Source organism: Shewanella sp. 11B5 (assembly GCF_002836795.1).
Lineage (GTDB): Bacteria > Pseudomonadota > Gammaproteobacteria > Enterobacterales > Shewanellaceae > Shewanella > Shewanella frigidimarina.
On record NZ_PJAP01000488.1, the window covers coordinates 1 to 6055 of the forward strand.

Annotated in this window: 5 protein-coding genes and 1 other annotated feature; of the genes, 3 read left to right on the top strand and 2 right to left on the bottom strand. The window is 40.4% G+C overall.

What is annotated here, in order from left to right; translation table 11 throughout:
• Positions 1 to 303 precede the first annotated feature (303 nt).
• From CXF78_RS11405 to CXF78_RS11415, 3 genes are all read left to right on the top strand, one after another.
• Positions 304 to 1395 carry a 3-deoxy-7-phosphoheptulonate synthase gene (locus CXF78_RS11405; protein WP_011638364.1) on the top strand — a complete coding sequence of 364 codons (1092 nt, stop codon included), beginning with the start codon at positions 304 to 306 and terminating at the stop codon, positions 1393 to 1395.
• 11 nt (positions 1396 to 1406) lie between these two features.
• The gene (gene tyrA / locus CXF78_RS11410; protein WP_102036847.1) at positions 1407 to 2546 is read left to right on the top strand and encodes a bifunctional chorismate mutase/prephenate dehydrogenase; all 1140 of its coding nucleotides are present in this window, start codon (positions 1407 to 1409) and stop codon (positions 2544 to 2546) included.
• Between the two features lie 130 nt (positions 2547 to 2676).
• Positions 2677 to 3021, top strand: coding sequence for a hypothetical protein (locus tag CXF78_RS11415; RefSeq protein WP_011638362.1), 345 nt, complete (start codon positions 2677 to 2679; stop codon positions 3019 to 3021).
• A 107-nt stretch (positions 3022 to 3128) separates the two neighbouring features.
• Here the strand turns inward: CXF78_RS11415 and pheA are convergent, their stop codons facing one another.
• Positions 3129 to 5075, bottom strand: coding sequence for a prephenate dehydratase (pheA, locus tag CXF78_RS11420; RefSeq protein ID WP_102036848.1), 1947 nt, complete (start codon positions 5073 to 5075; stop codon positions 3129 to 3131).
• A gap of 58 nt (positions 5076 to 5133) precedes the next feature.
• Positions 5134 to 5255, bottom strand: a sequence feature (Phe leader region).
• 123 nt (positions 5256 to 5378) lie between these two features.
• Positions 5379 to 5732, bottom strand: coding sequence for a ribosome hibernation-promoting factor, HPF/YfiA family (gene hpf / locus CXF78_RS11425; protein ID WP_102036849.1), 354 nt, complete (start codon positions 5730 to 5732; stop codon positions 5379 to 5381).
• Positions 5733 to 6055: the final 323 nt, after the last annotated feature.

Below are 6055 nucleotides of genomic sequence, written 5' to 3' on the forward strand. Positions count from 1 at the left end.
CAACGAGTAGAGCGGTAACAACGAGTAGAGCGGTAACAGCGAGTAGAGCGGTAACAGCGAGTAGAGCGGTAACAGCGGAAAAGTACAAGAAGCGTGTTTGGGTGTTTTTTGTTCAACACCTCTTAGGTTAAGTAATTTTTTACCTTTTGTGTAAATAAGCCTTGCTCTAGAACCTTTGCACAGGCATAGTTGCTTTTAAGGTGTAATGGTGTAGCGTTACAAAAATACAGATTGTATTGTCTAATACCTAAAAATCAAATCTATTAGTGACCTTTGGTCTGTCGTCAAAAGAGAGTGATAAGTATGCAACAAGATACCATTAATAATGTGCACATCAGTTCAGAACAAGTGCTAGTGACTCCAGCAGAGTTAAAGCAAGAACTTCCATTATCAACTCATGCTTATCAATATATTCTAAATGCTCGCAAGCAAGTCTCAGATATTGTCCACAAACGTGATAATCGCGTGCTTGTGGTGACGGGGCCATGTTCTATTCATGATATTGCAGCGGCAAAAGAGTATGCATTAAAACTGAAAAAGTTACATGATGAACTCAGTGATGACTTCTACATCTTAATGCGCGTGTATTTCGAAAAGCCTCGCACAACGGTCGGCTGGAAAGGGTTGATTAATGACCCTGATATGGATGAGTCATTTGATGTCGAGAAAGGACTCAGAATGGCTCGAGAACTCATGATTTGGCTTGCTGAACTTGAATTGCCTATCGCGACAGAAGCGCTGGATCCGATCAGTCCACAATATTTGTCCGAGCTAGTTACTTGGTCTGCAATTGGCGCAAGAACCACAGAGTCGCAAACTCATCGAGAAATGGCTTCAGGTTTGTCGATGCCTGTTGGTTTTAAAAATGGCACAGATGGTAAGTTGGAAGTGGCTATTAATGCATTAAAATCAGCTGCCAGCAGCCACCGCTTCATGGGCATTAACCAAGAAGGTCAAGTTTCATTATTGCAAACAGCCGGTAACCCAGATGGGCACATTATTTTGCGTGGCGGGTTAGCGCCTAACTATGATGCTGACAGTGTTGCTCAGAGTGAAGCACAAATTCATAAAGCCAAACTCAGTGCTCGTTTAGTCGTTGACTGCAGTCATGGTAATTCATCAAAAGATCATCAACGTCAAAAAAACGTTTGCGAAGATGTATTTAACCAAATTGAAGCAGGTAATAAATCTATCATCGGTGTTATGCTTGAAAGTAACCTCAATGAAGGTAATCAGAGTTCAGATAAACCGTTAGCAGAGCTAAAGTATGGTGTTTCTGTCACTGACGCATGCATTGATTGGGAAACTACCGAAACCATTTTAAGACAAGGCGCTAACCAGTTGTCTGCAGTATTACCAACGCGTTTTGAGACGCTGCAGGTTGTTAACGGTTAATGGATAAACAGATGAATGAAAAAACCACAGCAGGCTTAGAGCATCTTCGTGATTTAATTGATGGCGTTGACCAACAATTACTGCATTTATTACGTAAACGTCTCGATTTAGTGGCGCAAGTTGGTGCCGTAAAACATGCGGCTGGTGTACCTATTTATGCCCCACAGCGTGAAGCATCGATGTTAGCTAAACGTCGAGACGAAGCACAAAAAATGAATGTCTCACCACAGTTAATCGAAGATATTTTACGTCGACTTATGCGCGAATCTTACCTAAATGAAAAAGATGTTGGGTTTAAGCAGATTAAGCAAGATCTGGGTCATGTGGTCGTTGTGGGTGGTCAGGGCAAACTGGGACAGTTATTTAGCCAAATGTTGGTTCTTTCTGGTTATGAAGTTAAAAGTATAGATAAAAATGATTGGCAAGATGCCGCCGCCATTTTTGATGGCGCAGGATTAGTGATTGTTACCGTACCCATAAATGTGACGTGCGAAGTGATCCGCGACAAGTTAACGCAGCTACCTGAAAATTGTATTTTAGCTGATCTCACCTCGATTAAAGAAGCACCTTTAACGGCTATGTTAGCGGCACACAAAGGCCCTGTAGTAGGTCTGCATCCTATGTTTGGCCCTGATGTTGGCAGTCTTGCTAAACAGGTGGTGGTAGTGTGTCATGGTCGTCATCAAGAAGCGTATAAATGGTTACTACAACAGATTGAAATTTGGGGGGCACGTATAGTTGAAGCTGAAGCAGAGCGTCATGATAAAGCGATGCAGCTAGTGCAGGCTATGCGTCACTTTTCAACATTCGTGTATGGCGTCAACTTGTGCAAAGAAGAAGCTGATATTGGTAACTTATTACAGTTTAGCTCACCGATTTATCGTTTAGAGTTAGCCATGGTCGGTCGTTTATTTGCTCAAGATCCGGAGCTTTATGCCGATATAATTTTTGCTCAACCAGGTAGTCAACACGCTATTAGTGATTATCTTGATAATTATCGTGATGCATTAACAATGTTGCAAACGGGTAATAGGCAAGCCTTTGTGGAGCAGTTCCAGCGTGTCGCTAAATGGTTTGGTGATTTTGCGCCGCAGTTCCAACACGAAAGCCGCGCCATGTTGCAATCTGTTAATGATATGAAAGCTGGATAGCGTTAAGTGAAGCATTATTAATTGAACTAAATATTGCCAAATAGTGACACAAAGCTTATGTTTAATTAACACCGTCGCCAAATAACGCAGTGTTAGCTCAATAAACTTAGTTACCTTTGGAGGTTACCCCATGTCGATGATGCCATCGAATATGCTACCTGTTCAACAGGTTGAAGATAATTCCTTAGGGCATTTTCTTTACGGTTTAATGAGCGCTTTTCCATTATTTTTTGTGCCAGTATTATTGAGTTTTTGGCTTAATTTAATCCAAAAGAACGTCAATCCAGATTCTGTATTGGGTAGCCATCTACGTTGGCAACGCATGAGTATTATTGGCCTCTGCCCATTTTTTATTGCAGGATATTGGCTTAGCCCATTATGGCTGAGTTTACCTATGTATTTACTGGGTGTTAGCTGGTTCAGTTATCGTATTTTTAAAGGCTGGATAAGTTTAAATGATGGCCTAGCAGTATAATTATTGAGTAAACTTGAGTAACTAATTACCTTTTACAATTGCGAGTCATAAAAATGCCGAGAATGTTCTCGGCATTTTTATGTGTGTCATTCTTGGTTATTTAATCGTTACTTTGCTTGGTATAAACCATGAATAATTTCAGCTTGCGATACTCCATCCTGATGTAACAATATAATTCCATCAGCATTAAGTTGCTTAACGGCATTTGCGTGAGTATTTAGCAGTGCAGCATTAATGCTGAAGCTGGTGTTAACGATGACGGGTAAATGGCTGCGAGATTTCACTTCAACTAATCCGGCCAAATCGAGGCTTAACTGCTCTGGGTGCGTGAAACTGCGTACACCTGATTCGCATAGCCCGAGCTGTTGATTTCCGTGGCTAAGGACTGTATCGGCAGCTTGTAGCCAATCATCAATACTAGCCATGGTATTTCTTTCTAATATTACCGGTAAATTGACGGAACCAATTAAGGTTAACATGTCTGGGTTATACATTTGTTTACCACTTAATATCAGCATATCTGCTAATTGGCTCGCAATGATAAATTCTTGTTCTTGGTCTATTTGCATTACACATAATAAACCGGCTTGTTCAATGACCTGTGCATGCTGCTTTAATTGTTGTTCATTGAGTTGTTGTTTTAAATCATTGAGCACAATAGCTTGAAAGCCTGATTCTTTGATGTGCTTTGCTTGCGTAGCCAGTTCGGTATTATCTATCGGTAAGTTAATTTGTTGTAATGCGCTAAATTGTCCTGCACCTATTTGTAAGTGCTGGCAAAACAATTGAGTATCTTGTGATTTATAGTCGCGTGAATGCTTAGCTTGGCTATGGGGTACCGTCTTGATTGGCTCTTGTTTAGAGCTACCGGGTTCAATTAATAACTGAGCTTGCGATAATTGTGTCGGTTTAACAGTTTCACAAGGATAACAACCTAATACTTTGATAAAACGTGTAAGGCGCTCTAACTCTTTAATTGCTTGTTGTACTTCGGTAGTCGCTAAGTTGCCATCAATATCGAGGTAAAACATCTCCTCCCATGGTGTCCCTGGTATCGGACGAGATTCTAACTTACTCATATTCAAATTATGAGCTTTAAGTACCAGTAGTGCTTCCACTAATGCTCCAGGTTTCTGTCCTGTTGCCATGATCAAGGTGGTTTTTGCTGGCAGCTGAGAAGGCACCGCAGAAGCTTTTCGAGCGACAACGATAAAACGACTCTGATTGATTTTTTGGTTTGCCAAACCTTGTTCCATTGCAATTAATTGGTATAACGCTCCGCCTTCAGCACTGCCTATTGCTGCGACAGTGCTGTTGTCTGCCTCGACAACTTTTGTCATAGCTTCAGCACTACTAGAACAATATTCAAGTTTGATATGTGGGTGCTGACTTAAATAGCGGCTGCACTGACTGATTGGTTGTGGATGAGCGTAAATAGTCTTGATATCAGATAGTTTACTGTTAGGTTTAGTGAGTAAGCAATGGCTCACTTCAATAGTCGTTTCGCCCACAATCGATAGCGTTGTATGTTGAAGTACGTCATACACTTCATTGATAGATCCTGAAGAAGTATTTTCAATTGGTAAAAAGCCATAATCGGCATGACCTGATTCGACGGCATTAACGATTTCATCAAAACTTTTACACCCAAAATCTAGCATTTCCACCTGACGGCGTGAGCAGTAACGGCTTGCCGCTAAGTAAGAGTAAGAACCCCTTGCACCTAAATAAGCCACAGTATATTGCTGCTTTTGAGTGTCTGGGTTTGCTCTACCATGAAGATACGTTTGCTGAAATAACACTGAGTCTTCAATAATGCTTTGATAAAGCGATATCACAAAGTGCGCATCAAGTCCTTGGTCACGCCCTTGCTGCACAAGTCTTTCAAGTAGCTCTTTCTCTCGTTGTGTATCTCGAATAGGTCTAACATCAACTTCTTTGCTGCGTGCAACATTTAGGCTCAATTGGCGGCGCTGAGATAGTAACGCTAATAAGGATTTATCCAGTGCAGTTATCTGTTCGCGAGTTTGACTTAACTCAGGTGGTTTTTGCATATTGACCTCAATGTGACGCTACATACTGGCGCATGACTAGATACGGCAGAGTTTATAAGACAAAAAAGCCTCCCAGTTGGGAGGCTTTAGAATTTTCATTTTCGTTTTTACACAGAAAATCCGCCTCCAGGGGTGGGCTGAATAAAAAAGAAAATAAAAAGGCTGAATATTTTTTTGTTCATGAAGTAAAACTAAAGCTCTGACAGGCGACTGTCAATGTAAATTTACTCATCAAGGCTTGAGTACTGGATTATAGACAAAAGAAAGCGCACCCGAAGGTGCGCTGGTGAGAGAGAAATAATATCAAGCGGCGTTTTCCTCCTTATAGACATACTCAAATTCGCTTTCAGTATCATTTGGTAATGATACATGGCGTTGAGCCTGGGGTTTATGGGTCAGGCGATTTAGCTGTTTTTCCAGCTTTTGTCCCATTGCAGTAATTGCTGCGTATAGGTTTTCACTTTTTGCCTGGGCGAATAAATCTCCACTAGGTAATCCAACTGATGCCTCTATTTTAATTAACTGCTTTTCTTGAGTAATAATGATGTGCGGGTTAATTAATTGAATATCATGTCGACTTAATTTTTCTAATCGTCCTTCAATACGTTCACGGATAAGGGCAGTGACTTCAAGTTGTTTGCTAGTGATTTTCAGCATATTTAGAACCTTCTTGTTGTTTGCTTAACTTCAGATTACCAAGGTTAACCATAAAAATAGTGATCTGCATCACACTTTTGTTGACTGTAAATGTCGAGTGCTGCATATTTGATCTCTTAGACGTTTTGAGTAAAAAAGGTTTAAAATATGCTTGTAATGCTGTGAATATAGGCCCATATTTGAATGGATAAGTTAATACTTAATTAGCTTTGTTGAAGTTTTTTTATACAATTTAAAACACGATTTTGTATGGATTGGTCTTATTCTCAAATACTCTACACATGCCCCTTTATTCTCTTTGTAAAGTAAAGGTTCTTTCATTG